The sequence below is a fragment of the Qipengyuania algicida genome (assembly GCF_009828025.1).
Classification (GTDB): domain Bacteria; phylum Pseudomonadota; class Alphaproteobacteria; order Sphingomonadales; family Sphingomonadaceae; genus Qipengyuania; species Qipengyuania algicida.
Map to the genome: position 1 here is coordinate 1 of NZ_WTYA01000017.1, position 24,863 is coordinate 24,863.

The following is a 24,863-nucleotide window of genomic DNA, read 5'->3' on the forward strand; positions in this document are numbered from 1 at the left end:
ACCAAACGCACTGACGGTGCAATTGAGCGTTGTTCTCTTGGGGTTGCGCTGTTTGTGCCATTGACTGGACAGAATGCGGCACCGTTCGCAAGAGCTGGGCTAATCGATCGATCAATACCGATGTGTTATGGCAGGCCCATCGTATCGATATTTTGAGCTTGCTGAACGACGTCCGCTTCCCCCAACATTGGCGACGAAGCTATGTGGCTTAGTTCGACCAATTGCGGTCATCGCCGATTGGACTAAGTGGTCCGGATGCGCTTTCTGAATCCACCGACAATGATAATCGTAGTTGGGTTGCTCGGAGCCTGCCAGGGTGACTGCGAGCGGGACGAACCGGGTTGCAATGAACTACAAAACAAAAGCGAATACTCTGTGCTTCAGGGTATTGAGATTGAGCTTCGCGAAAAGCCGCATGATAGGGCTTACTACGTTATTCGCGATGCACTGGGTTCGGAACTGACGGTCATTTCCTACCATAGACTCTGATAGTGGCTATGTGACCCTACTTGCGAACTCGGAAATACCGCCGAGAGACTGTCCGTCGTCAGACCATTTGGCACAACTCGCGGCGTAGGATTGCGGGCATTCGCATTGGACGGCGGATCATTTTATCTTACCTTTTAGAGCCTTTACGAACATTGCACAATGACGCGGCGCGGGAGATGTAACATTTCTATAATTGCACAATTTAATATCCAAAATCACAGATAATAGGAATACTTTTATGTCGTTGAGCTTTGCGATCATGATCTTTGCTGCCGGAACGAATGCCTCTGAAAGTAAGCCGATTCCTGACGGGTATTCTATAATGCAAGGCGACGAGTTGAAAAACACCATTACAGGAGCCATGGTAGTTCCTAAAGCTGCACAAGGGCAAGACCCCCCGGGGGAGCTTTATAGTCGGGACGGAGAATATCGATTTTTTGGTCCTGAGCCGTGGTCGCCTCGAGGCCCATATATCATTACTTTTGACCGTGTATGTATTAATCTAGAAAAGCAAATTTGCTTTAAATACTACAAGAACAAATTCGGATCATTCGTTCGGAAAGATGTCACAAATCCGTATTCAGACTATGAGTATATAAATATATCTCGTTGACTTGGAGGGTAAAATCACGAAAGCATCTGTTTTATGGGTACTTCAATTTTGGTCTCCACGAGGATGGGCCACATATTCTGGATACGCTCCGGTCAGCCTGTCCTCCGGTGACGAAGAAACATGTCCGTCGTCAGACCATTTGGAACAACTCGCGGCGTAGGATTGCGGAGTGTTGAGCTCGTCTGGGATTGATATTTAGGCGGCGAGCTTGCGGTGTTGCAAGCGCCGATGTTCGATGATCTTTCGCTTGATCCTTTCTCTTCGCTTGATGATCGTGGGTGCCCTGCCGAAGTAGGCATCGGCGGGCGTCACTCCGTCCGCTTCCCCCAACTAATCAGCCATTTCGGCCGGTCAGGACACGACCCATTGCGGACATCCGTCAACTCTGCAAAATAACCGAATGCGTGCCGTTTTACTGAGCCTTTTGCTGCTGTCTGGATGTAGCGCAGAAGAGCCTCAATCGTGCTTAGATGCGTTCTGCTTACCTACCGATGCTGAGATTGTCGGCCACCAGCAACCCGCCGACTTCGACCTTTATCAAGTCGAGTGGCAAGATGCGCGCTTCGGTATCTATGTCGGTGACTTCCCTGATTTTGCGGTCGGAACTGGCGAGAAGCTGGCATTAGTTTCGGGCGCAAATGCGGAAATCAAGACCGATGGTTTGCAGGGTGAAGTTCTGATGCAGTTAGGGGAGCAATCGCCTCAGTATTTGCACCTGACCGGTCCATGTGAGGCGAAGGAGAGGTGCGCATTGGTCGTCTTCGCGAGCGCAGTTGAAACTGCCGAGCGGGAATGACGGCTTCCCCCGACATTCTCGTCGTTCCAGCAATTCGTTTGCATCCCCGAAAGCGGTCAGTCATTCACGTGAACGGCAGCTTTTCACGATTTTGGTCTGAAAACGGAATTTCCGGACACGACCCTATTCTGTTGAAAAAGTCGGACCCGCCAAGCTGGAGCCTAACTTCTGGCAACAATGATACAGAGTGAGTTCGCTGCTTGAATCATTGCTGTGTCGAGAGATGCATCCAAATTCTATTGTTGCCGACCAAAACGGGCGATGGAGTTTTTCAACACAATAGACCCAATAGCGGACGTTCCGCTCGTGTATTATAACAAAGCCATGAACGCTCGACATCTAATTCCTGCACTCTTGCTCGCTGGATGCGGGCCGAGCGTTGCCGACGGACCAGTGCAGCGGATTGAGGTTCGCCAGTCTGGTTGGGAAAGTCTGGACATCACTATCGCGCGGACTGGCTCAGGTTCTTTCGAGCGATCTGGGCCAACCCCAGAGCCGACTGTGGGGGATTTTCGCATCAAGCCTAAAAGCTTCAAGGAAATTGAAGCTCGTCTCGCTGAGTTCCGTAAGAAAGCTGTGCCTAGAACCAACGAAAGCATCGAGGAAATGGTAAACCGACGCTGTCCTGAAGGTGTGCCATATGTGACGGATCGCGGAGCGATCTACGTTCGCTGGGTAGGCGACGGTTTTGATCAACATTACCTCGCCAAGCTCGGGTGTGACTATGAACGCTACTCCAAAAGAAATGCGAAACTCATTGCCGTAGTTCGCAGCCTTTCGGTGCAGATCCATTAGCTGACCTTCTGCTTCCCCCAACATCGCAGACATCTCAGCCTGACTGCATTCGACCCAGTTGCGGACATTCGACTTAATTGCCATGCATGTTCTTCAAACTAGCGGATCAGCAACCATGAACGCGATAAATGTGATTGCCCCCTACAAGTTTTTGGACATGTGGGTTTTCGACGATGATCGCGTGGGCCTGAAGGAAGAGCCGTTCGTCGGTGGCGCCGATACGATGATCGACCAAATTACGGCGGACATTGCCGACGCAGAAAAGGGATTTGTTATGGTGTTTTCTGCGCACCCCTTTCCCGGCGGCGAATATAGACTCTCATGGCAGCGGGAAGAACGTGAGGGCAATGTTTATCGTTCAGACGAGCTCGATGCGGAGGGTTGGTTGTGTCCTGCGCTCCTTCGGTATTTCGACGGTGCTCCGAGCGAAATATACGTTCAGATCAAGCCGAAACCCGCTGAGCGCTGAGCGGCAGCTTCCCCCAACAAACCCGCCATTTCGGCCGGTCAGGACACGACACCTTACCGGACATTAAGCACCTCAATGCATTATTGCGATGAGGGTGACGATTGCAGAGCTTATAATCGGCAGTCATCGGCCATAGCCGGTCTATTCTCGATTGACAGGAGCAAGTAGTGAGCTTGTTATTGATGGCGGTGCTTTTATCCGATTTAGGCCCCGCCAAGCAGATTGAAATGCTGAAAGTGCCAAGCGAGGTTTATTGGGCCTCCTACCGCGCCTCCGGTGCCAAGTTATGCAATCGCAGTCTGAGAGAAGATCAGGAGCGACGATTTGACAAGCGGTTTGGCAGTAGGGTGTCCAAACTGATTTCTGTGATCGCCGCCAAGGGCGATAAAAAGTCTCAAGATGACGAACTCGTCGTTACCTCGGATTGCATCGCCTACAGAGATCGGCAGGCCGCTAGGAAAGTCTTGTCCCGCGCACTAGATGATTTCGAGCCGATACTCGCCGAAATGGAGCGGCGATACCGGATCAACAAACAATAGGGGTTAATCGCAGCTGCCCCCAACGATCCCGCCATTTCGGCCTGTCAGCAAATGACACCATTGCCGACATCGTAATTTTCATTAGGGTTAGGCTTAGATTTTGAGGGTCAGCTGTGAAACACGCAATCAATCTCGGCATTCCAATGGTAGTAGCGCTTCTAATCGGCGGCACTGCCTACGCAACAGTTCAAACGCGGCGTCCTGTCATGCCAGAATTTGTTGTGGACGTCCGCACTGCTGACAACGACAACTTGAGCCCTTCCCTGATGCTTATCTACAGTGAGGAAGGTAGCGACCCGTTTCTTGGGGGGCCTCTTGGTCCGGGTCGCCGAATTTCAAGCTGCGAGACGGTTGGGTCTCTTTGCGTTAGCAGGGCAGCGCGGAAAGAGTTTGGCACAATTCAGGATCGACCGCAGAGCCTGCAAATTCGGCTTTTTGATGGAAACGGTAACCCCATAGTCGGCGGGGTCCGCTGGACCGGATCGTGGCATCCCAAACAAGTTCGCGTTACCTGCGACCTTAGGATTTCCGATGCGCAACATTCCTGTGCTGTCTTCGAAGTAAAACCCTAAGACTCAACGTCCGCTTCCCCCAACATTTCTGACGTACTCGTCCTATGTGAGTCTCTCCCTATGACCGATGACAAGCTTACAGAAGCTATAAGGAAGGCCTTACTCGAGCTTGAGGGACAAGGCGAAATCGTAATTGTTGCGCCCAACGTTTCGCTATTATCCGAATTCGTTGCTCAAAGTGTCCTCGAAGTGATCCCAAGTCCAGAGTTATCCCGCGATGATTTGTCGAAAATTAAGGGCCTTTTGGTCCACCTCACATGTGGACCTGCGTTTTACGCTGAAGATTTGCCCGCCGCGACGGGTGCAACCATGGAAGAATTTCGGGCGATCGCGGAAAGGCTCCCGCTACCCGAATGACCGCTCCCCCAACAAACCCGCCATTTCGGCCTGACTGTGTTCGACAACATTGCGGACGTCCATATCTTGCGCCAGTGTTGTAGCTTGTAGGGAGGAGAAAAATGAGCGCGACCTCATTTGTGCTCGCGGTCTTGTTTTCTATGGCGATCGCTGTTTCGACAACTGCATTGCTAAGCCGCGTATTCAGACCTTACCGACTTTCTTGGGCGCTATCGGCCCTCACGGCCTTGGCCGCTGTTGTGATCGCCTTTTTCGTCCTCTTTGCGCTGGCTTTTTTCCTCGTCGAGTCAGGGCCTGTAATTTGGCTTTGCGGAGCGCTGATTGGATTAGCTGAGGGGGCAATTTTGTCAGGTGGCAAGACCGTAATACGCCGCATGGCTAATCGTCCCCCCGCAACCGATACCACCAGACCGAGAAGAGAGGCGGAATAGTCCGCTCTCCCCAAAAAGCGGCCATTATCGCTAGCAGTCAGGCTTTCCAATTTCAGACGTAGCTATCTTGCCACAGCCATAAGCTGCGAAGGGAATGCCGTCACCAGATTTTCGGCTTCAGCACCAACCAGCCACGCCTCATAACTGTCTTCCTCCAGTATCACCGGCATGGCCTTGGGATGAAGCGGCGCAACCAGCGCATTGGGCTCGCACGTCAGAAACGCGAAGACCTTGCCCACTTCACTCTCACGCCAGATGCCCGCGAAGGCCGAGACAGGTCGTGAGGGAACCGAGAACCAGTATTCCTCGCGTCCCTTCTTGGGTTCGGCAAACTCGGTGAACGGAACCAGACATCTTTGTGCAGGCGTCGCCAGCATCGAGCGCCAGAAGGAACTGCTGAGATTGCGCACATTGGTGATGTGCTTGGTCACCGGTGAACCGGGACGCTTGCCCTTCATTGTCAGCGGCACGCCCCAGGTCATCGTCTCGACAATGCGCTGCCCGCCTTCCTGCCGCACGACATAGGCTTCGCGCCTTGGCCACACATCCGTGTCGGGCACATCTTCCAGATCGGCAAAGCTGGCCTTCTCGATCGCGGCCCATTCGCGCATCTGCTTTTCTAGATTTCGGTAGTGGTTGCACATGGGTAGCGTGTTTCCGGCGCTCGCCATGCAAATGTCAAGTGAAGTGCTGCTTTATGTTCGCTATATGTTCCGCTTCTCGATTCGGAACAGGACATGCGCAAACCCACTCAGATCGAACGCCTCTACCTCGACTTCGACGGCTTCTTCGCCTCGGTCGCCCAGCAGGTGCGTCCTGAGCTGCGCGGGCGTCCGGTCGGGATCGTGCCCTTCTCCGGTGGCAAGGCATCGTGTGTCATTGCTTGTTCGAAGGAAGCCAAGGCGCTCGGCCTGTCCAATGTCATGCCGGTGGGCGAAGCGATGGCAGCGTGTCCTGAACTCGTGCTGGTGCCGCAGGAGCCGCACCTATACCGCCGCGCGCACAATGCCCTGCTGGCAGAGATCGAAAGCGTCGTTCCCATCGATGCGATCAAGAGCATCGACGAGCTGACCTGCAAGGTCGACCCAGACCAACGGCATCGCCCTGAAGATCTGGGCCAAGCGATCAAGCGCACCATTGCCGAGAACATCGGGCAGCATATCACCTGCTCGATAGGCTTTGCTGCCAATCGCCAGTTAGCCAAGATCGCCTGCAAGCAGGACAAGCCCGATGGGGTGACGATTTGGTACCCGGACGACATGCCGGGACCGTTGTTGACGGTGCCGCTTAGCGACATCCCTGGCGTCGGCGCCAATATGGCCAAGCGGCTGGTGCGAAGCCGTATCCACTCGACACAAGATCTCTACGAGACCGAGCCCAAGCAGATGCGCAAGATATGGCGCAATGTCACCGGCGAGCGGCTTTGGTATGCCCTGCACGGCTACGACATACAGGCACCGGAGAGCAAACGGGGGATGTTCGGCCATGGCCGCGTGCTTCCCCCTGAATGCCGCTCGCTCGATGGCGCGCGCGGGATCTGCCTTGTCCTGCTGACCAAGGCGGCACGCAGGCTGCGGCGGGAGGGATATTATTGCTCGGGGATTTGGCTCTGGCTCGATCACAACGCCGGCAACTGGTCGGGCAGGCGTTTGCTGCCGACCGTGCATGACGACCAGGCACTATTGAGCGAGTTCCAGGTGCTGTGGGAGCAAGCCTCCTCCCAGCTTCAACGTCGACCGACAATCTACCGGATCGGCGTCACCTTGTTCGATCTATCCCCTGCCAATAGCCGCCAACTCGATTTCCTGCTGGCCGATGACAGCGAGCGTCAGCGATGGGAGGCGATCAACACCGCCATCGACCTGCTCAACTACAAATGGGGCAAGACGGTTGCCAGTGTCGGGTTCTGGCCGCGCGAGAACCTCGAAAACATCGGCGGCAAGATCAGCTACACGCGCATTCCCAGCGCCGAGGACTTCTGGTGATGGGCAGCTGGAAGACCAAGCTTCGCGCTGCCGATCTGCCCTCTGACAGCAAACTGGAAGCGGTTTGCCGATCCTGTGGGCATGTTCGCTATCTCACCCGCGCTTATCTCGTGGATGAGCGTCATGCCGGGCATCTCTATATCGATCAGATCGAGCGCCGGTCTCGGTGCCGGGTGCTCGGTTGCAAGGGCCGCATGCGGCTGGCGATGATGCACAAGAGTCAGACCAGCGGGTTTGTTGGCGGGATGGCGTAGGTAGGGTGAGACTAGAGACAGCACCCCCTCCCCACCAGGAACCAATGGATGGTCAATCAGCGACCAACTCCTCCACCATTATTATAGTACCACAGTTCTTCTTCTGAAACTCTTTGAGCCGTGCCTACCACGGGTACGCGATCTGGTTCCACGGCCATGGGACCGCACTCAGGTTGATCGCTATTAGGCGCCGATTCCCGGTCCATTTGAGAGGCAATGTCATCCTGTTTTTCGCTATTAGACGCGGAATTGGCAGCATTTTGATACGAAGCATCGTAACAAGGATGAAGGTCCATCACTTGGGCAATCGTTATCCGCTCGCAGCTCAAATCATTTTCATAGCTGTAGTCGAATTCCAACACCGCCTCAGGATACACGATCTCCGATTCTGGGCATCTTCGTGCTTCCTCGGCATAATATCGATCTTGTATTGCTTGGAGTACTTCCGGCTCATCAGCCCAGATCTTACTGATCCGTTCGCCACCATCGGCGGCTGAGAAATCGACCTCCAAACGACCGTCAATCTTGGCTATCTTAACCCCGCTGTCGGTTCTGATGAAGTCAGCAAACTCGACGATACCTTTTTGTCGGTCCTCGGACTGATCTGGAATTACCCAATTACGCTCAACCGTTTGGAGTTTAGCGGGCTGCGATTCCTCTCCTGGGGTATCTGTTTGGTGATCAGATCCGACCACAACCGGCTTTACAGAGATGGCCATCGTTGGCTCATCATTGCAAACGGCGTCCGCAACATCGCAAGCTTTGTCTATCTGCGCGGTGGCCACTACTAGCGGATGGCGCTTATAAACCTCGAGGTGATGGAGTGCTCGATCGACGGTATGATGAGTTCCGGCAAGTGCCGCCAGTCCATCGTGACCATGCTTTGCCTGGAGCTCGAGCGCTTGCCGAACCCGCTTTGCTTGGAGCTTGGCGATACTTGCAAGCCGGGCTTGGGCCCTTGCCTTGTTACGATCGTCGGTAATGAGCTTTAGATCCTGGCGCGAGATGCCAGGCACTGTATAAACGCCATTTGCGTCGCTTGGCGCCATGACAGTCAGCTCGTTCAATATTTTCTCAAATAGCTGGCGGAACCTCTCCTCGCGCGGTTCGATCTCTCCTGCGTTGTGATGAGGAATTGACGCCTCGGCAGCCATTCGATTGGCAACCGGGTTTGCAAGCTCGGCATCCAGTTCGATGCGCGTCTGCGCAATATCATTGTAAATAGAGACTAATTCGGAGCGCGCCGATAGGACTTGCCCGGCAATCGATTCTACTGTGGCGCTGTTCTCGAGGTGAATTTGGTGGATGAAATCGGCGAATTCGCTTGCCTCATCCCAACGTCTGCGAATGAGGCTTTCGTCTCGTCGATCAGCCTTGGTTCCGCCACCGCGCTCAAGGGATTTGATAATACGATCACAAGTCTCTTCTGTTTTATCTGATCGCGACCAGGCCATTTCTAGTGTGACGCGATACTCTTCGAGACTGAGCTCGTGCCGGTCCAGAAATTCTGATTTCGTTCTCGCGCGATCGACCAGTTGCTCGAGCTTGCGAGCGATTTCCGCGTTGCCAGTTTCGCTCGCCAATACGATGGTCTCTTCGGTTTTATGCAATCGCTTGCTGCGGCGTTTTGCGTTCAGTTCGCAGGCAGTCTTCGCCTGTTCGAATTCAGCAGACCAAACGATCTCGGCATTGGTCATGCCGGTGACGGTCGGGATTCCAGCTGCCTCGAGAGGAGCTGCCTTAGGTCCCAACGGTCGTGTTGGGGTTTGATCGATCCCCATCTCGGCAAAAGTTCGGGGATCAAAGAGGCGAGTACTACCTATGCGTTGCAGTTCCTCGTTGCACAGATCGGCGAAGCGCGAGCGTAAAGCGAAAATCATCGACTTGCCTTGGTCGCGAAAATCTTTGCCGGAGCTGCCTCGAGAAAACAGCGTAATCTTCTTCTGACGGGCCGGAAAGTTGTACCGGTTATGTTGGCCCGGCACTTTCACCCGGTACTCAAAATCCCACACATCCGTGCCAATCATCTTCGCGCAAGGCCGGTCATAGATCGCTATATGGAAGTGATGGTTTCGCTCATCATTGTGTTCATCAGGCTCGTGAATTACTGCTGTGTACATCACGCGAAGTCGCTTCAATTCTTCACAGAAACTTACCAATATACGAAGGCGTGCGGCCGCATCGATAGCATCGGGAAATTCACCGTTTAGCCGATACTGAGTTCGACCAGCGCGCGCTCGTGATATCATGATTGCCTTCCGCGAAAACTCGCTACCAAGAGCTTGGCGAGCTGCTTTGATTGTGGCTTTTGCCTGACTCTCACTCACGGTCAGGAAAACCTTTTTGCGAGCCTTCGCTGGCGCGTTACCAAGCTGCTTGGCTATCGCCCTCGCCTCGGCAGTAAGGTCATCGCAACCGGCAAGCTTGAGCCATGAAGTGGGGGGAAGTCCGTTAGGATAAAAGGCCAAACGATCCTCGCCTGCCTGGCGCTCGCATTCCTGCACAGCTTTCCAAAACTTTTTACGCTCGGCCGGATCGTCACTGATGTTGCTGATAATGGCAGCGGTCACACCTGCGGATTCATCGCAAATGCGACTGCGCTCAACATATTGTTCGTAGAGTGCCGCAGAAATCGTTGGAACTGCGCCTTCGCGCGTAATGTAGCTTTCGTGGTCCCAGATCGCCGAGGTCGAAAGCAGCGTAGTGCGCGAACCCCCGGTGAGAACTGATTTTCCACCCTTTGCTTTTGAAACAGTCTCAAAAGAAAAATGGAAGCTCACTCGACCGTCCGGTGAAACCAATCTGGATGGTCGATATGGTGCGGGAACATCAAAGCGCGCGGTAGCTGTCCAACGTTTACTCCGCGAGCGCTTTTCATCTTTTACCTCCCGCCGAATACGTACCCTATGGCACAGAGCTTCCTCTTCTTCGATGGCCAGTGCTTGACGTAAGCGTGCCGAGCAGTGGCCAATCGGACAGGTTGTTTTGATCTTCATTGACTTTCACCATTTGTTGCTCTGGTGAATAGTTTGGCCGACCGGGAAGGAACAAAACAAGACCCCTCTCACATTTATTTTACCCCGAGCCGATTTCGGCGTATGGGCCCAAGCATATGCTTGCCAAATTGTATGAGCCGGACCCTCTGCGAACCGTCGAATGCCTGAATAGGCGAAGACCGCAACTAAACTGAATTTGGTGACCAAACTCAGTTTAGCGTTATTGCGCCTAAAATTTCATGCTCCCCAAGAAAACTAACCTGCGTGGTCGCTCATGACGCAGATCTCGGACCTCATCTGTCCTACCTGTCCGGTTTCAGGCACAAAGATTGGTGAAGCTGCCGTTCCCATGAACCAGTGCATGATTCGGCTGGCGCCGACAAAGCGATCGTTCGACATCCCAAACTCTCTTCTCGTAAGAGGTCGTCCGTTCACGCGGCAAATTACGTCATTACCTGGGCCGTTTGCTGACTGACAGGTTTTGGGGTGGCATCGGGCCAAAGCAGACGTCCAAGCGCTGTGGGGGTCAAAACCTAGTCGAACGTCCGCATTGACAGTTTTCCAAGCCTAAACCGGACTTTCCGGACACGACACCATTGCGGACGGTTCCCCATGCTGCGATGCTTGTTCCGATCCACGCAGTGTCCGGGGAGTGGACCGGTGAGTGTTATGTTTGTCGCCAACTTTCTGATAGCGCTTGTTTGCATCGTGCTTGCAGCCAAGCTCATAGAGGCCATCTTGATGACGAGGCTCGTCGAGCGTCAAGCTCGCCTTTGCGCCTTCTCGTTCCTGCTTGGTAGTTCATTTGGAATCAAAACGCTGCCCGTGGAAGCAATCGCCGGGACCCTCCTAGGACTGTTGGTTGTTTGGTGGGCGTTCTTCCGGCGGGAGGTCGCTCACGGCTGACAGCAGTTCGCCGTCCGTCACGCCTGCCGTGAAGAGATGGGACGTCCATTTTCCACCCTAATTCACGACATTCAGTGCGTCGCCCGAACGCGCCGAAACCCGACACGGCAGCTAATCGCATTTTTTCCCTGAAATCTGCCTGTCAGGACACGACACCATTGCAGACATTTGTCGCGGTGTTAACTTGCCGGGATGAAATTGCAGAAGTGGCTCCTTGTCGCGACATCGCTGATGGCCATGTCCAGCCCTGCGCACGCGCTTTGCGTTCACAACGGCGAACTCTACGCGAAGACGACTTTAAGACAGGAATATCGGGAAGCTCGCTGGGTCGTTCGTGCGAGGGTGCTCTCGGCTAGCAATTGGGAAAATGGCGAGGGGAGCGGGACGCTATATCGGTTGCAGGTCGTTCGGCGTTTCAAGGGTGAGCTACCGGATCAGTTTGCCTTTTCTACGGAGCGCAATAGTGGAGGCTTCTACCTCGATAACGAAAGCGGCAAAACCGACGTTGGCGACGACTATTTGCTTTTTCTTGTGCCCAACCCTCGAAGCGCGTCGGAACCGCCAATGGTAAGGAACTCCCTGTGGGTGAACTACTCCTGCGGCCAGTCGAGGAGGTGGTCTGCTGTCGCTTCTGCAGATCGGGCCGAACTCGCCGCGCTCTCGTTGCACTAAAAACCGACCGGCAGCTTTCCCCCATCATTGCAGACAAAACAGCCCGACTGTGCTCGACAACTTTAGTTGCCCTTAGAGACGTCCCGAAAACGTGCCTTCAATCCCACCAGAAGTTCCACCAATGGCCAGTCACCATGGTGCCAGCCAATGTGGACAGTGTCTCAGTCCCCTGGTCGACGATGTCCGGGCAATAGTGGTAAATTTCAGTGGCGACGGAAAGCGCTTCCGCCCGCTGCACCGGAGGTTTGGTCACGCGAGTGTCCATTCGATCACCATTGATCCCGACAAGTTCGAGGCCATAGGCATCGTGCCACCGTCGCAGTGCTGCCACATGATATTCGGCTGGTGGGCAAGCATTCCAGTCACCCCAGCGCAAGTATGCTGGTATCTCCCAACTGTGTTCGGTGGGAATGAAAAGCACGTATACGCTGTCATACGCCTTTCCTGTGGTTAAGTTGAAAGCAACGCTGAAATCGGGCTCGAAAGTTTGGCCCGGCGGCATGACTGGCCATGTTCCCACCTCGGCATGCAAATCCTCAGGGCGGTAAGCGCCGGGCCACTGCAAAAGATCTTTGGGGAAGTTAATCGACGCCGCCGATTTGAGAATGTCTGCAGGTGAGCGTGGCGCTGGAATGAGAGGATGTGCTGCAATTGCCGGAAAGACGCTGGGATCGTTGATAGTGTACTGCTCGGCAAGCCGTTCGACGTCATCGTCATTGCCTACGACCACTGGCCATCCGCGGCCCAGCTTTCTTAGACGCTCCCATTCCACTGCGATGTTTGGCCCTGGCACTTTCATCCGTTCATATGGGAATGCAGCCATCATACGCGCGTACATCGCCTCTGCCTCCGCCCTACGATCCGGCGGAAGATGACTAAAATCCGGTGGCATCCATTCCCCTCCATGGGCGACTTTGGGGGCCGCAACAATTGCTGCCAATGATCCGGCGATGATTTCGCGACGGTTGAATAGATGACCCATGAATTGACGCTATGCCACCATCGACGCCTGCCTACCACTCAATGCATCCTAAAGCAGCTTGTCCGCTTCCCCAAACAAACCCGCCATTTCGGCCGGTCAGGGCACGACCCAATTGCGGACGTTCGGTGATCCGCTAGTCTGACCAAATGAATGGGCTGCATTTTATTTTTGTTCTGGCTTTTGCATTGACTGGATGCGCGGACAATCGACCGACAGAGGAAAAGGTCCGAGAAGCTATATCGCGCTGCTCAAGCTCAGAGAATTGCTATCTTTTGGATAATGGCGGTAATCTGCCGATGCTCGCACGGTCCAAATCCGATAAGATTAAGCCGTCGCTACTTTGCGGAGAAAAAGCTGCTCTCGTTGAAGAAGCCGATGACAAGTCGGATGGCTCAGCCATATATCGCGGACAATGTGAGATTGACGGGCAAAAATCTGCTCAAGTTACCCTATGGTATTTCGATGATGGTCGTTACAATTTGACCATCGAGGATTGCCACGCGACTGGATGCAAGAATGGTTGGTTTCGGCCAATCTAAGAGTGGGAATGCGTCAGCTTCCCCCAACAAACCCGCCATTTCGGTCCGTCAGGACACTACAGCAAAGCGGACATCACCGTCGTCGGCATAACATGCTCACAAACTTATAACTTTGGTGCGCTAGAACCCAGATTTTGGGCAGCGTTTCTGCCAGCATGCTCCGGTTGCGATGATCCAAATCACTAGCAACCAGTAGGCCTTGAGGGGGGATGGTTGTGTGACAGGCCGGTATCGACGCTCAAGTTCCTGCAAGCTGATATGAGGTTTATTCCTTCCTCGCGCACATTGTTCCGCATTGTCATTGCAATAGGTGCATTGGCGGTCGCTTTGTTCGTGCTCGACCATTTCTACCCGAGTGAGACCATGCGCTACCGCATGACAGTTGTCGTCGACACGCCCAGTGGTGAGCGTTCGGGTTCTTCCGTGATTGAGGCCGGCATTTCTCGAGGGCCGAGCCTCCTTCCCGAAATGACGGGTATTTCCTACGGCCTGAAAGGTGAAGCCGTGGCGGTCGAACTGCCTGATGGCAGGGTGATGTTCGCTCTTCTTGCTCCGGAGAGCGGGGGCGATCCGACTGGCTACCAGATGCACCTTTTCGAACGGGCAGTGAAGCACGATCCGGCTTTGTCAGCACAGTTCGGCCCGGCCATTCTCAATGACTGGCGGCAATTCTGGCCTGCGGTTCGGCGGAGCAAGCTGAGCTTTACTTTGCGCCGTGCCGACTATCCCATGCTGGTGACGTTCGCCGATCTGAACGACCCCGCAAGCGTAAAGCGGGTCGATCCCAGTGACCTTGCGGCGAGCTTTGGCAATGGCTTTTCACTCAAGCGCATCAATGTGCAGATTACTAATGATCGAGTGACGACGGGAATTGAGAAGCGCTTGGGATGGCTGAGCAAATACCCTGAACCTAGCCTAGACCCAAAACACGGACCTCGAGACTATAGTCTATCTGCGATCCTGCATCATGGAGCCTTTCAAACGGGAGGCAGAGAATGAAGCGTGAGTCCCTCACACCGCTGTTAGTGATCTACTCCTAAAAGCAAGATTACGTGCGGAACACGTGCCCTATACGCGACCCAAGCTATCGGCCAGCTATCGACCGACAGTCAAAAAAAGTGGTCGGAAGATGCGTTTGAGCGGGAGGGATTCTAGCTCCCACGAAAAACCAGGCATTAGAGGGCAAAAGTTGGGTGATAGAGTTTTCGTATCACCCGACTTGGCTACGCGGCGACAAGTTCAGCGATTTTAGCAGCGACTTCGGCCATGGACTCTTCGGCTGTGCTGAGACCAGCCCTTGACGCAAGCAGAAGGCTGACCTTCTCTAGCTCGTCGTATGTGGTGCCATGCACAACGGGGACAAGCCGCTCACGACGCAATAATGCTGACAGCTCCTTATCTGCGACCCCCTCTGCCGGCAAACGGCGCAGCATAGCAGGCGTGACAAGCACTATTCCAATCCGAGAATTCACCAACCCTTTGTCGATTGCCCGCATCATTGGAACACCGAGGCCAAGGTCCTTCTCGCTGAACCACACGCGCACCCCGCTGGCCTCAAGTAGATCGTGTAATTCTTTTGCAGAACCCTGACGGTCGTCCCACGCATGACACAAGAAGACATCTCTGAGATCAGGCTGCGAGACAGCAAGACTCTCGACAGCTTCCCGAACCGGGGTCAGCGCCCGGACTTCCTCGGGTGTGTACCAAATACCAGAGCCCGACGGGGACCAGCGCGGCTGGGAACTGCGCTTACCGGCCCCGCCGCTCCGGCTAGAGGTCGGAGAGGACGAAGGAGCCGGTCGGTAACCGCCATAGTCACCATAGCCACCGTAGCCACTGCTATATCCGCCATAGCCTCTAGATCGACTATAGCGCCCCCCGCATGCGGGACATGCTGCCGCCGCTGCCGAAGAACGGTGCCCCCTTACCGGAGCGGTGCATCTAGCCATATTATCTCCTCCCAATTCCCAAGCTAAATCCTTTAGCGCGCAGCCATTCGCGCTATCAAACCTTGAATGCTCGCATCTGCGGGCCCGTCGTCCTTCACGATGCCGTCCGGAGTGGCTCGAAATAGAGCATTGAGGACAATTTGACGGTCTGCATCACTGGCAGACCCATCATTCGTAAGTGCAAGATAAGTCGTTGTCATAACCGCTCGCTCCTCGGCATCATTTCGAAGGTGATGTTCACTCAAATATAATTTTGTCAAAATTCGGCCGATCCAAAAGGCGATTGAAGACAGCAAGATGAGTCCGCCCGAAACCACGAAATAAAGTGCCAACGGCGCCTTACTCGCTGACGTATCAGGATGGTTTATTAAGAAATCCGCGACCCAAACGAACGCAACTAACATGAAAACCAAGGTGATAGGGAAATATAAATAAAGGCGATAGCGAGCTGCGTCTTCGCGCACTCCATGATCTTTAGCTTTTTGGGTCCAATATTCCACTGGCGCTTTGAGCTTCATGAATTCTTTGTAGGCCGCGTCCGTCGCGTTAATGTCTGCCACGGCGTTTGTAGCGCCTTGCTGCCAAAGAGTTTGGGCGCGCGTCCAACTATCGCGCCTCATGTCGAAGATGCGCTTCGCGATCTTAGATGCCCTCTTTGTAAGCTGGATGTTTGCTGCAATTCGTTCGTCAGCTTCCTTATCAACCCGCTCGATTACACTGCGAGTGGCGTTCTTGAAGTTGACCCGCTCTTGCTTCAACCGTTCATGCCACATCAAGTCATCGGCTAAATTCGGAAATATGGAAAGCAATGCACCCTTAAAGTCGCTTTCGATCTGCATATTTTGCAAATTGAACTGCTGAGATTGAAGACCGTAAGCGAAAGCCGCCGCTTGATCACCGGCAGCCTCCCTTATGTCTAATACTGTTCCACCTTTCTTAGTGGTTGAAACCAGCAAAGGGTGACCACTGAGGATAGAAAGATGGGGCGTTGCATCTATTAGCGAACTTCCATTGTTTTTGAGATTGTGAAGGTTGGCAATGATATTGTCCCAATTATTTTGAACATTGGTCGCGATGTTGTGTCGATCAACGCTGCCATCACCCCGAACTAGCCACGACCAACTTGCGCGTTCTTTTTCGATCCAGCGCAGCAACTCATCGAAAGATCGAACTGTTACCTTTCCATCTGGACCAATTGAGAAAGTAAGTTCTTCTGTCGCCACACGAAAGTCCTCCCGAGCTCGTTGATAAAGCGGAGGCAACTGGGCTTGCAATCAGGAGGGGCACTATTTCCCCGTATTAGGACAAAAAGAGGCCCGCCAGCGGTTTCGCTTCGGCGGGCCAACACGACGGCCGGGCGGCGCGGTCGGGCCATCGCGATGACAGGGGATCGGAGGGCGTGAGGTAGAGTCATGATCCCGACGTATAGATGGCAATCAGCGCCCTATGTCCGAGATGAGCGCATATCGGCCGTCGTTAAGTGACAGAGGCATTTCAGCCTCCAGAAGCAGGCTTGAGCACCGCAGAATCAATGTGCCATCGAAGCTGCGACGCGAATGCGCCATCCACGCCGTTGACCCGGCGAATGACATACGTGCCTGCGAAACGCTGCCGCGTACCATCGTCGAGCGTCGCTTCGACCGTGACAGGCACTTCCTGGTAGATTGACCCCGCCCCGGCTTCGCCTGGCTTGAGTGCGCCAACCGACACGCGCGTCGAACGCGTGTGGGCAAAGCCCTTTTTAAACGCTGCGAACGTTTGACCGGGTCGTCCATCGTCGCCCCATTGCGTCCAGGCGGTGGCGTAGTCTCGTGCATCGATCGCGGAGTAATAGCGTCGCACTACGTCAGCAGCCGCCTGCGAGCCCTTCGGGTCGGTGCCACAACCTTTCATCGGCGCGCCATCACCGTCGAACAGCGCACAGCTTCGTGCGATTTCGTCCTCGATCAGCGCACAGCTATTGGCTGCGTTGCAAGGCTCATGAGTTGCCGGTGATACGTCCCGGCAAACGTCCACGCGCACCTTTGCCGCCGCGGCACCGATCTCGGCAGCGCACGAGCGTATCGACGAACCTCCAGTATCGGTTCTGGCGGCGGGGATCAGACTAGCGGGTGCCCTAACCGCAGGCTGCGCTGTGCTTGCATTCTGTCGTGCATGGTGCGCTGTGGATGGTTCGTTCGTCGGCGTTGTCGGTACCCCGTCACTGCACGCCCCCGACGCGAGTAGCATTGCCACGATCACAAAATGCTCAATTCGCCTCAGACTGCCCTTCTGCACCACAATGACGCCACCTTTCATCACCGGCTATAACACGCCGACCACTTATATAGGCGTGGTCGGGTCGCCTGCGACAGCGACCAGATTACAGAGCAGCCCGAGCCTGATGGTGCCAACTTTCGCCACACACTCAACTGTCGCTCCGACTTGCGCAAACGAACGTCCGCCAAGATGAAGCTCCAGTCGAAAAGCGAACCAGCCGCATTCCCCCTGACAACGGACTGCGGCCCCGTGCCACGTTATTTGAACGAACGATATTTGCAGCGATCGATGCCCTAAAGCGGACCGGTGGGTCTCCCCCAGTCACGCCAACCAGCGTCTGCTGGACGAACGGCCGCTTTTAGGGTCAGCGAGCGGCCGGCTGAACGACCGACTCTAGGGCGCTTAGCCGCCCTCCCGATCATCCTGAAAGAACGGCAGCTTTCGGGTCGCAGCGCGCAGACCTCGAATGGCCGAAATTGGGGCGCAAAACTGACATCCGGCGATGAGATCATGTGTAATTGGCGTAATACTTGCCAAAATAGGTCATGACCGCCGGCCCGCCCTGCCCCATGTGGGCGAAGTTGGCCTTGAGACCATCGGTCAGGAACGTGGCCGCGAGCGGCAGCTCGTCGACATCAAGACTGACTGAAGCCGTATTGGCCAGCCCTCGCCCCATCTCTCCAGCGAGCTGCCGCCTGAACTCGTCCTCATCACGATGGCGCCCGGCCGCGAAGCAGACCGTATGCCCTTCCCCGGTCGCAAAGTTCTCGACGCTGGCATACCAGACCCGCTTGGGCTGATCAGATCGAACTTCGCTGACCTCCCAGGGATAGGGCGGCAAGCTGATGCCGTGGGAGTTGTCGGGAGAGGTGTTCACCTCTCCCGATGCCAGCATCGCCCTGGCCAGATCGACCGTGGCCTGTACCCGGGCGATATGCTCCTCGCCCCGCTCGGCAAGATGGCGCGCAGCAGTCCGAGAAGGCTGCTTTTGCTGCTGGTCATTCGCGCTCATGCGCCCTTCCCCTCTGCCTTGAGATGCTTGCGCCAGGCGGCAAGCGCCTTGCGATAGCCCCGGTCGGAGCAAAGGGTCGTGCAGGCGGGAGTAAACCCGTTCACATTTATGCCGCGCGAAAGCACCACGCAGTGCACATGGCTTCCATTGCCCTCGAGACCCACGATCTGCGGGACATGGGCTATCAGGATTACCGGATGGGTGGCGGCGAAGTGCGCGCGAGCAAAGCTGCGTACACGCTCGTAGCCGATGTGCCAGGCTTCCTGCTGATCGAGGAAGAGCTTCATCTGCACCATGGCGTGCTTCTCGAACGATGGCAGGGTGCGATCGAACTGGGACGTGAGGAAGTGCACATCCATGTAATCGGACGGCGCCGTTGGCGGCAGGAGGACCTCTGCCTTGGCCGCATGACCGAAGATGGGATCATCGCCCGGACACAGCTTCTTTGCGATCCAGGGCGTGATGCCCTCGCGGTCGTGCTTCTGGTCCCACCAATAGCGAGAGTAGCTAAGGTCGGGATGGTCTGTGCAAACGTCGTGGATGAACACGCGCGGCTTCGCCAGTTCCGGCTCCGAGACAGGGTCGGCCGAAGGAACCGATGCGGGCTGCGATATCGGCACGATCGCCAGCGCAGTGGAGGTCTTGCTCGTTACGCGCTTGGCCATGATTAGCGCTCCCCCTTGAACGAGGGATGTTCGATCGCGCGGATGATCCCGGTGTCGCGGTCACGGACATTGCAGAACGGTGGCGTAACCTGAGGATGAAGGCCTTTGCCATCGATATGGATGTAAGGCCCGCTGACGAGGGTCGGGATCAGCCAGAGATCCATCATCGGCCTGCGCCAGGCGACGTAATGGCACAGCCATTCTTCGTCGCCCTTGAACAGGATATCGAAGGAGACCCCGCTGATCGGGTCGAAGCGCATGAGCAGCAGGTCCATGGCGAAGGCCTGGGCCAGAAGCTCGCATTCGTTGAAGACGAGCGGTCGGTCGCAGACAGTGGCAGCAACCCCTACTCCCGCTTTTTGTATCGGGATGAAGCCGGTTGCCAGAGCGCCGGCCAATTCTTGCGGTGGCATATTCCCGATCAGCCCCGAGGCGTAGAGGAAGTTGCCTTCCCGCCTCTGCACGTGGTGGCTGACTGGCAGCAGCAGGGGTTCGCCCGATGCCGGGCGCTCGATATCTTGTATTATCATGGGACTGTGTCCTTTTGCGTGAAGCCGCTCCGGCCAAGCGGCGGCTTCCACTGATTTTCATCAACTTGCTCAGCCTACCCGGCGAGCTTCCTTTTCCTTCATGGGATCAGCTGCGCCGCTCGGCGGCGCTGACCATGCGTTTGCCAGCAGCAGCGCATTGGCCCGCTCGATGCCGGCATGGCGATCGGCATCGTCTGCCCATGGCGTTCCCACTTCGCTCAGCCACTGGCCAACGGCGAAGGACTGCGTCGCTGCGGGATCGTTCTCGGGCTCAGGAATGAGATGCGGTTCGCCTGAACCGCCAAGCCACAGCCGCATGCCAAGGTGCTGGCTGATGGTGCCGCGCCGCGGCAGCAGCACAGTGATGTAGAAGCGTGGGGCCTGCCCTCTGGGTAGTCCCGTCTCGACCAGCAGCAGGTCGATCCGCGTCTCCTCGACCGCTCGCAAGAAACGCCTTTGCTGCAGGTCGATCGCCGGCTGCAGGATCAGATCGCCTATCGGCGAGCGATAGCCCTCGCGCAGTCTATCCGGGAGCAGAAGCACATCGGTAATACGCTTGAGGCCAGCAAGCCTTGCCAGGTTCTGGCAGGCGTTCTCCGCGAGCACATAGCGCTCGTCGGTATATTTGTTGAGGTAGGTCATGGAACAGTCTCAGGCGGCGCGCGGGAGGCTGATGACCCAGGCGCGCCTCAGTGATCTTTCACCTTCCGGTGTCAGCCACTGACCCGCACCTCCAAGTTACTCTTTACTGCCCGGATCGAAATGCGCCCGGCGGCGCTTTTCGGCAGGTGGCCGGAGCGGTCCAGTGGATGAACTTCCTCTTCCTCGTCCTAGCGGCCATTCATTCATGTGTGCTGATCCGACAACCTACGTCCGGTTTTCGGCAGCGCTTGGCGTAACCTAATCGGCCGGAATGTTGGGGGAAGAGGACATTGGCGCTGATATTGCGTATTGGAAGTTACGAATAGGGAGCGAGCGCTTGGAGACTCTCAAGATTGTCGGCTTCGCCACCTTGGCGTCCATCATTTACGGCGTTTTGCACGATCAAGTCACTGCACATATTTGCGTCGAATATTTCACCATCGCTCACCCTCCAGTTTTTCCCACACAGTCCCCATTCTTGCTTGCTATCGGGTGGGGAATCATTGCGACATGGTGGGTTGGCCTACCCCTCGGCATTCTTCTGGCAGCCGCAGCACGGACGGGGCGTAGTGCAAAGCTGGGGCTTTCGGAATTGCGACGGCCTATAGTGCTCTTGATGCTCTTCTCTGGCTGCGCTGCAATGCTGTCAGGGATCATCGGAGCATCCCTTGTCGCAACAGAAGTTATCGCCTTGCCAAATGGTTGGGGCGACGTAATTCCCAAGCAACTGTGGGCCGCATTTTCCTTTGATGTTTGGGCGCACTCAACCAGCTATCTCGCGGGTGGCTTGGGTGGCCTGTTTGTAATAATAAGGACTGTCATGCGGCGCATTCGCTCGTAGCTATCTTAAGTCCGCAATGTTGGGGCTAGCGGACGATGCGCGTGCGTCTCCTTTTTATTGATCTCTGACAATCTTCCAGCACGCTTTGAGTTGCTGCAGTGCGGAATCGACCCATTTTGAGAGTGGCGAAGGCTCGTTTGACGTAATGGTGATTTTACCCATCTCATATGTCGATGGGGCAATCAGAAAATATCGAGTGCCATCTAGGCTCACGCCCATAGGCTCTCCGGGAGCACCAAAAGGTGCCGGTCTAGGCATTTGAATATTACGCATGCTATAAATTACGGATCGAACAGATGGGCATTCTAAGCTATCCGCCCACTTAGTTTCGATCTCTCCTCCGCGGCTCTTTTTTGTATAACGCAATTCATATTGAAACTGGTCGGCACCCGTGTTCCGGCTTGTGGCAATCTCAACGGTTTCGCTGACGTGGCTATTGGAAGCGGTCCGACCGAACGACGCCCATTCTAGAGGTAGTGGAGCTTGAGCGGATGCGACAGCAAGTGCGATAAGGAGCATCGATATTCCCTCCACGTCAGTCTGTTACCGGTGATACAATAGTGATACTCGTCCGCAATTGGGGTCGTGTCCTGACAGGCAACTTTCAGGGAAGAAATGCGATTAGTTGCTGTGTCGGCTTTTGGCGCGTTCGCGCGACGCATTAAATGTCGTGAATGTTGGAGGGAGCGGCTATTCGCTGTCTGCCACAATAGATATGTGACGAGACAAATCGGATCAGCTCTTAAATATGAGATGCAGGCTTGATCGAAACATGACGGTAGGATGCCAGCAGCATAACCAACCCAATAATGTCGAAGAGAGCGCCGAAAAGGACTGCGAGCGTACCGAACCATCCCTCAAACCGCATTCCAGCTAAAATGATCGAATTACCCGCAAATATCGTCCCGAATGCGCGCCACGCTAAAAGGTGGCCTTTAGTAACGACCACCTTTTCTTCAAGATTCTTGAAAATTGCCATTCAGAACTGTCGCATGAAGGAGGAATACATTCAAGGAATTCATCCGAGCAAATTTAAGCAATCACTTTGGAAAGCTGATGTCCGCAATGTTGTCCATCCCAGCTTGGTCAGTGCGTCTGGAAAGGTGGAGGAAGCTGACGTTGGCTTAGGTGTCGAAAGCTGACTCGAGTCGCAACAGCAAATAGCGATGCAACTGGATGAGAGCCCATTGTAATACGACCCCAATGCAAATGACCGCGGCGAGCCCGAACCATGCCGGATGCTCTGGCGGAAGACTTGAAGTGAAGCCGCCCGTTCCGCCAACTGCAATCAACGAAGCGAACCCACACACGCTTAGAAGTGCGAGGGTTGCAGCGCCAGTAATGACATAGACAGCACCGCGCAAAGCCAACTCCAATGAAAGCTTCCAATCGTCGCTTTTGAAGTTACCCATTGTGGCAGTATCGTCAGATAATTGAGTTACTGCAACTGTGTCGTGTCCTGACAGGCCATAATGGCGGGATTGTTGGGGAAGCGGACGTTGAGCATGTGGCTGTACCAAGGTATGTATTCTCGATGTGTTTGATCCATAATCGTCCGCATCCTCGCGTGGCAATTACGTTGCTTTCGATAGGTGTGATGTTGGGGGCAATATCATTTTTAGTTAATCTCGTGGCGTCGCCACATTATGGCTGGTTACTTCACCGCTGGGCGGTTTTTTTCTTCCTCGCCGTGGTGAGCACGACTTTGGGCATCCGATTTGCAGGCCGCCGAACACGTTGGGTTGCTCTTCTCATGCTGGTGATCTTAGCGATCAGCGCGATTGACCCGCTGCGGCGCATATTGATCTATGGTGCATGGTGGGACGCTTAACATCCAGCGTCTGTAAAGCTTTGCAAGGTCCGCAATTGGGTCGCTTGCTGCTGGTCCGGTTTTGGGTTCGAAGTTATCGAAGCTGCCAGTCCGCTTGTAGAGCGACCACCGAACGACGCGAGCGTCTGCAATGTTGGGGGAAGCAGTCACCAGGAGAGTAAGGAGAGAGCATGGGTATCTTCGCACTATTTCTGCTGGCTGGGAGCGCTGGCGCCGCTTCAGAAGGTCCAACTCCTGCAGAGTTTGCCAAGGCGCTTTCCGAGCATGTCGGCGTGCACGTCGAAGCTGATGACCTCCATCGCCTGTCCTGCAAGGGCTTTGGAGCTGACGAACCGACCGAGGCCGAATGTCGCTGGCTGCAGCGAGTCCGTGGCAAGTGGAAACGCTATTCAACTTATGTCGCCGTTGACGATAGAGGCTGGCATTTGATCGACGAGCCCAACACCGAGCACTGACTCACTGATGTCCGCAATGTTGTTGTGTCCTGACAGGCCGAAATGGCGGGCTTGTTGGGGTTAGCTGACCTAAGAGCGCGTCGGAGAATGTCGCTCGCAAATCCAAATCATGATCGCAATTCCCGCAAGCATAGGCACGGCAAAGATGCCTGACATGTCGCGGTCAATGAGGAAACAAGTGACGAGTGTGAGAGCTATTCCCACGAGCGTGACTGCGAATCCTTTCCAGTGGATGGGAAAGTAACTCCACAGGATGCGACTGAACCAAATCTCCCGACCAGCGTCATTGAATCTGCGACGACGCTCAATTTGAAGCCAATGAGGCTCGTCGGGTTTGTACGGAGGAAGGTTCATCAAGGCATTCTGAATTAGCGACGCCATGACCGCAATGTTGTCGACAGCAGTCAGGCTGTTTTGTCTGCGATGTTGGGCGAAGCGGATGGTCAGCACTGGGCCGACCTAAGGCGGCAGTCGACGTTCACTTGCAACAAGGCAACCGGCAGCATCAGCGTGGTTCAAGTGTCAATGGTGGCGAAGCGAGCAAGTGTAACCGCATTGAACGCTCAACGCGTTGTGTGATAGCGATGCCCAGTTGGCTCACCAGCTAGCGGACATCATCTACCGTCGCCGAGAGTCGGCTAAGACAGCGCAAATAGCGCCTCATTAATGACCATAGATCAACGAGTATTGGCAACTGAGAAAGCACTCTTGTTGGTGGCGCTCGGATTTATCGAGGCATTGCGCAAGCGCGCAATTCATCAGGACGAGGCGTTTTACACGATCGGAATTCCTCAGATCGTCGAGCGAATGCAAGCCTTCGGGATTTCCCCGGAAATAGTGGATGTCATTGCGGAGTTGGACGAATATCAATATCTCTCCGAGAATTGCACCGAACAGGATTGGCAGGCTGAAATGGAGACTGCCGCCGAGCGATGCAGAATGTTGCTCGCGGCGATGCCGCTCCAGACCTTCGACCCGCCGAACGATTTTCGATGGATGCCGTGCCTGCGATTGCTCGACTAAGAGCAATAGAGGACTTGGTGGGGTTGCAACGCGGATTTCAACGGGTTTGGATAACGCCTAATCTGGCACCTTTCCGACGCGACGGCATTTGAGCCGATGAAGTAACTAGTCTGCGGCGTATGCAGGGAAGTTCTGCAGATGATAAGCAGAATATCATTCCGACAAAAGCTGTAAGCAATTGATATTCCTAGAATGGAACAAAGGGTGAAATGTCGGAATGAGCTTTGAAAATATTGACATTTCTATGGACTCTTAATCAGC

At 54.9% G+C, this 24,863-nt stretch carries 31 protein-coding genes; 18 read left to right on the plus strand and 13 right to left on the minus strand.

Annotated features, from left to right (window positions below):
* The first annotated feature begins 727 nt into the window (after positions 1-727).
* The 7 genes from GRI58_RS14985 (at position 728) to GRI58_RS15015 (ending at position 5,061) form a co-directional block, all read left to right on the plus strand.
* Entirely contained in the window at positions 728-1,102 is a 375-nt protein-coding gene (locus GRI58_RS14985) for a hypothetical protein (protein ID WP_160754423.1), read from the plus strand.
* A gap of 400 nt (positions 1,103-1,502) precedes the next feature.
* Positions 1,503-1,898: a hypothetical protein gene (locus GRI58_RS14990; protein WP_160754424.1), complete on the plus strand. Its 396-nt coding sequence runs from the start codon at positions 1,503-1,505 to the stop codon at positions 1,896-1,898.
* A gap of 261 nt (positions 1,899-2,159) precedes the next feature.
* Positions 2,160-2,693, plus strand: a complete 534-nt coding sequence (locus tag GRI58_RS14995; RefSeq protein ID WP_160754425.1) for a hypothetical protein — start codon at positions 2,160-2,162, stop codon at positions 2,691-2,693.
* A gap of 115 nt (positions 2,694-2,808) precedes the next feature.
* Entirely contained in the window at positions 2,809-3,162 is a 354-nt protein-coding gene (locus GRI58_RS15000) for a DUF6717 family protein (RefSeq protein WP_160754426.1), read from the plus strand.
* Positions 3,163-3,329: 167 nt separating this feature from the next.
* On the plus strand, positions 3,330-3,701 hold the full coding sequence (locus tag GRI58_RS15005) for a hypothetical protein (RefSeq protein ID WP_160754427.1): 372 nt from the start codon (positions 3,330-3,332) through the stop codon (positions 3,699-3,701).
* Between the two features lie 632 nt (positions 3,702-4,333).
* Positions 4,334-4,630, plus strand: a complete 297-nt coding sequence (locus GRI58_RS15010) for a hypothetical protein (RefSeq protein WP_160754428.1) — start codon at positions 4,334-4,336, stop codon at positions 4,628-4,630.
* 101 nt (positions 4,631-4,731) lie between these two features.
* The gene (locus GRI58_RS15015) at positions 4,732-5,061 is read left to right on the plus strand and encodes a hypothetical protein (RefSeq protein ID WP_160754429.1); all 330 of its coding nucleotides are present in this window, start codon (positions 4,732-4,734) and stop codon (positions 5,059-5,061) included.
* Positions 5,062-5,123: 62 nt separating this feature from the next.
* Here the strand turns inward: GRI58_RS15015 and GRI58_RS15020 are convergent, their stop codons facing one another.
* Positions 5,124-5,732, minus strand: coding sequence for an SOS response-associated peptidase family protein (locus tag GRI58_RS15020; RefSeq protein WP_237452352.1), 609 nt, complete (start codon positions 5,730-5,732; stop codon positions 5,124-5,126).
* A gap of 66 nt (positions 5,733-5,798) precedes the next feature.
* Here GRI58_RS15020 and GRI58_RS15025 point away from each other — a divergent pair, with 66 nt between their 5' ends.
* A complete protein-coding gene (locus GRI58_RS15025) occupies positions 5,799-7,046 on the plus strand; it encodes a Y-family DNA polymerase (RefSeq protein ID WP_160754430.1) in 1,248 nt (415 codons plus the stop codon).
* A complete protein-coding gene (locus GRI58_RS15490; RefSeq protein WP_202387015.1) occupies positions 7,046-7,300 on the plus strand; it encodes a hypothetical protein in 255 nt (84 codons plus the stop codon). Before GRI58_RS15025 ends, GRI58_RS15490 begins: the two co-directional genes overlap by 1 nt.
* Before the next feature lie 56 nt (positions 7,301-7,356).
* On the opposite strand, the gene GRI58_RS15030 is transcribed toward GRI58_RS15490, so the two are convergent.
* Positions 7,357-10,296: a MobA/MobL family protein gene (locus GRI58_RS15030; protein ID WP_160754431.1), complete on the minus strand. Its 2,940-nt coding sequence runs from the start codon at positions 10,294-10,296 to the stop codon at positions 7,357-7,359.
* A gap of 660 nt (positions 10,297-10,956) precedes the next feature.
* Here GRI58_RS15030 and GRI58_RS15035 point away from each other — a divergent pair.
* Together GRI58_RS15035 and GRI58_RS15040 are read left to right on the plus strand one after the other, a co-directional pair.
* On the plus strand, positions 10,957-11,202 hold the full coding sequence (locus GRI58_RS15035; protein ID WP_160754432.1) for a hypothetical protein: 246 nt from the start codon (positions 10,957-10,959) through the stop codon (positions 11,200-11,202).
* A 192-nt stretch (positions 11,203-11,394) separates the two neighbouring features.
* On the plus strand, positions 11,395-11,874 hold the full coding sequence (locus GRI58_RS15040) for a hypothetical protein (RefSeq protein ID WP_160754433.1): 480 nt from the start codon (positions 11,395-11,397) through the stop codon (positions 11,872-11,874).
* Positions 11,875-11,971: 97 nt separating this feature from the next.
* On the opposite strand, the gene GRI58_RS15045 is transcribed toward GRI58_RS15040, so the two are convergent.
* Positions 11,972-12,856, minus strand: a complete 885-nt coding sequence (locus GRI58_RS15045) for a DUF4253 domain-containing protein (RefSeq protein WP_160754434.1) — start codon at positions 12,854-12,856, stop codon at positions 11,972-11,974.
* 146 nt (positions 12,857-13,002) lie between these two features.
* On the opposite strand from GRI58_RS15045, the gene GRI58_RS15050 reads away from it, so the two are divergent.
* Positions 13,003-13,395: a hypothetical protein gene (locus GRI58_RS15050; RefSeq protein ID WP_160754435.1), complete on the plus strand. Its 393-nt coding sequence runs from the start codon at positions 13,003-13,005 to the stop codon at positions 13,393-13,395.
* A 213-nt stretch (positions 13,396-13,608) separates the two neighbouring features.
* Positions 13,609-14,394, plus strand: a complete 786-nt coding sequence (locus GRI58_RS15055) for a hypothetical protein (protein ID WP_160754436.1) — start codon at positions 13,609-13,611, stop codon at positions 14,392-14,394.
* Positions 14,395-14,618: 224 nt separating this feature from the next.
* Here the strand turns inward: GRI58_RS15055 and GRI58_RS15060 are convergent, their stop codons facing one another.
* From GRI58_RS15060 to GRI58_RS15090, 7 genes are all read right to left on the minus strand, one after another.
* The gene (locus GRI58_RS15060; protein ID WP_160754437.1) at positions 14,619-15,344 is read right to left on the minus strand and encodes a toll/interleukin-1 receptor domain-containing protein; all 726 of its coding nucleotides are present in this window, start codon (positions 15,342-15,344) and stop codon (positions 14,619-14,621) included.
* A gap of 32 nt (positions 15,345-15,376) precedes the next feature.
* Positions 15,377-16,567: a DUF6161 domain-containing protein gene (locus GRI58_RS15880; RefSeq protein ID WP_160754438.1), complete on the minus strand. Its 1,191-nt coding sequence runs from the start codon at positions 16,565-16,567 to the stop codon at positions 15,377-15,379.
* Positions 16,568-16,838: 271 nt separating this feature from the next.
* Positions 16,839-17,360, minus strand: a complete 522-nt coding sequence (locus tag GRI58_RS15070; protein WP_160754439.1) for a hypothetical protein — start codon at positions 17,358-17,360, stop codon at positions 16,839-16,841.
* 751 nt (positions 17,361-18,111) lie between these two features.
* Positions 18,112-18,615: a hypothetical protein gene (locus GRI58_RS15075; RefSeq protein ID WP_160754440.1), complete on the minus strand. Its 504-nt coding sequence runs from the start codon at positions 18,613-18,615 to the stop codon at positions 18,112-18,114.
* Entirely contained in the window at positions 18,612-19,280 is a 669-nt protein-coding gene (locus GRI58_RS15080; RefSeq protein ID WP_160754441.1) for a hypothetical protein, read from the minus strand. Before GRI58_RS15080 ends, GRI58_RS15075 begins: the two co-directional genes overlap by 4 nt.
* Before the next feature lie 2 nt (positions 19,281-19,282).
* A complete protein-coding gene (locus tag GRI58_RS15085; protein WP_160754442.1) occupies positions 19,283-19,810 on the minus strand; it encodes a hypothetical protein in 528 nt (175 codons plus the stop codon).
* Between the two features lie 69 nt (positions 19,811-19,879).
* On the minus strand, positions 19,880-20,452 hold the full coding sequence (locus tag GRI58_RS15090) for a hypothetical protein (RefSeq protein WP_160754443.1): 573 nt from the start codon (positions 20,450-20,452) through the stop codon (positions 19,880-19,882).
* A 337-nt stretch (positions 20,453-20,789) separates the two neighbouring features.
* Here GRI58_RS15090 and GRI58_RS15095 point away from each other — a divergent pair, with 337 nt between their 5' ends.
* Positions 20,790-21,293 (plus strand): hypothetical protein, encoded by a 504-nt coding sequence (locus GRI58_RS15095; protein WP_160754444.1) that lies wholly within the window; start codon positions 20,790-20,792, stop codon positions 21,291-21,293.
* Between the two features lie 742 nt (positions 21,294-22,035).
* Here the strand turns inward: GRI58_RS15095 and GRI58_RS15105 are convergent.
* Positions 22,036-22,272, minus strand: coding sequence for a hypothetical protein (locus GRI58_RS15105; protein WP_160754446.1), 237 nt, complete (start codon positions 22,270-22,272; stop codon positions 22,036-22,038).
* Positions 22,273-22,285: 13 nt separating this feature from the next.
* On the opposite strand from GRI58_RS15105, the gene GRI58_RS15110 reads away from it, so the two are divergent.
* The gene (locus GRI58_RS15110) at positions 22,286-22,435 is read left to right on the plus strand and encodes a hypothetical protein (protein ID WP_160754447.1); all 150 of its coding nucleotides are present in this window, start codon (positions 22,286-22,288) and stop codon (positions 22,433-22,435) included.
* On the opposite strand, the gene GRI58_RS15750 is transcribed toward GRI58_RS15110, so the two are convergent.
* On the minus strand, positions 22,418-22,867 hold the full coding sequence (locus tag GRI58_RS15750; RefSeq protein WP_237452353.1) for a hypothetical protein: 450 nt from the start codon (positions 22,865-22,867) through the stop codon (positions 22,418-22,420). The two genes, GRI58_RS15110 and GRI58_RS15750, sit on opposite strands and share 18 nt — an antisense overlap.
* Here GRI58_RS15750 and GRI58_RS15120 point away from each other — a divergent pair.
* Positions 22,861-23,124 (plus strand): hypothetical protein, encoded by a 264-nt coding sequence (locus tag GRI58_RS15120; protein WP_160754449.1) that lies wholly within the window; start codon positions 22,861-22,863, stop codon positions 23,122-23,124. The two genes, GRI58_RS15750 and GRI58_RS15120, sit on opposite strands and share 7 nt — an antisense overlap.
* A 170-nt stretch (positions 23,125-23,294) precedes the next feature.
* Positions 23,295-23,579: a hypothetical protein gene (locus tag GRI58_RS15125; RefSeq protein ID WP_160754450.1), complete on the plus strand. Its 285-nt coding sequence runs from the start codon at positions 23,295-23,297 to the stop codon at positions 23,577-23,579.
* Positions 23,580-23,648: 69 nt separating this feature from the next.
* Here GRI58_RS15125 and GRI58_RS15130 read toward each other — a convergent pair whose 3' ends face one another.
* Positions 23,649-24,029 (minus strand): hypothetical protein, encoded by a 381-nt coding sequence (locus GRI58_RS15130; protein ID WP_160754451.1) that lies wholly within the window; start codon positions 24,027-24,029, stop codon positions 23,649-23,651.
* Positions 24,030-24,266: 237 nt separating this feature from the next.
* On the opposite strand from GRI58_RS15130, the gene GRI58_RS15135 reads away from it, so the two are divergent.
* The gene (locus GRI58_RS15135) at positions 24,267-24,602 is read left to right on the plus strand and encodes a DUF3969 family protein (RefSeq protein ID WP_160754452.1); all 336 of its coding nucleotides are present in this window, start codon (positions 24,267-24,269) and stop codon (positions 24,600-24,602) included.
* Positions 24,603-24,863 lie beyond the last annotated feature (261 nt).

Excerpts from the sequence above, each read along its gene's own strand:
- GRI58_RS14985 (WP_160754423.1), top strand. The coding sequence starts at position 728 with ATGTCGTTGAGCTTTGCGATCATGATCTTTGCTGCCGGAACGAATGCC.
- GRI58_RS14990 (WP_160754424.1), top strand. The coding sequence starts at position 1,503 with ATGCGTGCCGTTTTACTGAGCCTTTTGCTGCTGTCTGGATGTAGCGCA.
- GRI58_RS14995 (WP_160754425.1), top strand. The coding sequence starts at position 2,160 with ATGGAGTTTTTCAACACAATAGACCCAATAGCGGACGTTCCGCTCGTG.
- GRI58_RS15000 (WP_160754426.1), top strand. The coding sequence starts at position 2,809 with ATGAACGCGATAAATGTGATTGCCCCCTACAAGTTTTTGGACATGTGG.
- GRI58_RS15010 (WP_160754428.1), top strand. The coding sequence starts at position 4,334 with ATGACCGATGACAAGCTTACAGAAGCTATAAGGAAGGCCTTACTCGAG.
- GRI58_RS15015 (WP_160754429.1), top strand. The coding sequence starts at position 4,732 with ATGAGCGCGACCTCATTTGTGCTCGCGGTCTTGTTTTCTATGGCGATC.
- GRI58_RS15020 (WP_237452352.1), bottom strand. The coding sequence starts at position 5,732 with ATGGCGAGCGCCGGAAACACGCTACCCATGTGCAACCACTACCGAAAT.
- GRI58_RS15025 (WP_160754430.1), top strand. The coding sequence starts at position 5,799 with ATGCGCAAACCCACTCAGATCGAACGCCTCTACCTCGACTTCGACGGC.
- GRI58_RS15490 (WP_202387015.1), top strand. The coding sequence starts at position 7,046 with ATGGGCAGCTGGAAGACCAAGCTTCGCGCTGCCGATCTGCCCTCTGAC.
- GRI58_RS15030 (WP_160754431.1), bottom strand. The coding sequence starts at position 10,296 with ATGAAGATCAAAACAACCTGTCCGATTGGCCACTGCTCGGCACGCTTA.
- GRI58_RS15040 (WP_160754433.1), top strand. The coding sequence starts at position 11,395 with ATGAAATTGCAGAAGTGGCTCCTTGTCGCGACATCGCTGATGGCCATG.
- GRI58_RS15045 (WP_160754434.1), bottom strand. The coding sequence starts at position 12,856 with ATGGGTCATCTATTCAACCGTCGCGAAATCATCGCCGGATCATTGGCA.
- GRI58_RS15050 (WP_160754435.1), top strand. The coding sequence starts at position 13,003 with ATGAATGGGCTGCATTTTATTTTTGTTCTGGCTTTTGCATTGACTGGA.
- GRI58_RS15060 (WP_160754437.1), bottom strand. The coding sequence starts at position 15,344 with ATGGCTAGATGCACCGCTCCGGTAAGGGGGCACCGTTCTTCGGCAGCG.
- GRI58_RS15075 (WP_160754440.1), bottom strand. The coding sequence starts at position 18,615 with ATGAGCGCGAATGACCAGCAGCAAAAGCAGCCTTCTCGGACTGCTGCG.
- GRI58_RS15080 (WP_160754441.1), bottom strand. The coding sequence starts at position 19,280 with ATGGCCAAGCGCGTAACGAGCAAGACCTCCACTGCGCTGGCGATCGTG.
- GRI58_RS15085 (WP_160754442.1), bottom strand. The coding sequence starts at position 19,810 with ATGATAATACAAGATATCGAGCGCCCGGCATCGGGCGAACCCCTGCTG.
- GRI58_RS15090 (WP_160754443.1), bottom strand. The coding sequence starts at position 20,452 with ATGACCTACCTCAACAAATATACCGACGAGCGCTATGTGCTCGCGGAG.
- GRI58_RS15105 (WP_160754446.1), bottom strand. The coding sequence starts at position 22,272 with ATGGCAATTTTCAAGAATCTTGAAGAAAAGGTGGTCGTTACTAAAGGC.
- GRI58_RS15110 (WP_160754447.1), top strand. The coding sequence starts at position 22,286 with ATGAAGGAGGAATACATTCAAGGAATTCATCCGAGCAAATTTAAGCAA.
- GRI58_RS15125 (WP_160754450.1), top strand. The coding sequence starts at position 23,295 with ATGGGTATCTTCGCACTATTTCTGCTGGCTGGGAGCGCTGGCGCCGCT.